Annotated in this window: 1 pseudogene; it reads left to right on the top strand. The window is 40.0% G+C overall.

The window, feature by feature from the left end:
• Positions 1 to 423, top strand: a pseudogene (locus E4T68_RS09410) (hypothetical protein); the annotation flags it as partial.

Below are 423 nucleotides of genomic sequence, written 5' to 3'. Positions count from 1 at the left end.
AAATGGAAGAATTGTATGATTTGTTAGATAAATTTGAACAAGGTGTACAATTCCCACAAGATAAGGAAAGTGTAAAGAGAGCCAGAGATATATACAACCGCTTATCAGAATTGGATCGAGAAGACTTAAGCCAAAGTTCAACAGATGTGCTTTTAGAGGCAGAGCGTCAGTTAGCAGAGTACGAAAGTGCAACTGCAGACAAACCAAAAGAGGAAATCAAGCCAGTTGTACCAGAAGTACCAGAGCAACCGAAAGAGGATACAAAACCATTCACTCCAGAGGTGCCAGAACAACCGAAAGAGGATGTCAAGCCAACAGAAGAGGCAACACGAGAAGAAATGGAAGAATTGTATGATTTGTTAGATAAATTTGAACAAGGTGTACAATTCCCACAAGATAAGGAAAGTGTAAAGAGAGCCAGAG

It is taken from the genome of Granulicatella sp. WM01, from assembly GCF_004570605.1.
In the GTDB taxonomy this organism is placed as follows: Bacteria; Bacillota; Bacilli; order Lactobacillales; family Aerococcaceae; genus WM01.
The sequence above is the reverse complement of the archived record's forward strand: the minus strand, read 5'-3'. Positions and strand labels throughout refer to the sequence as shown.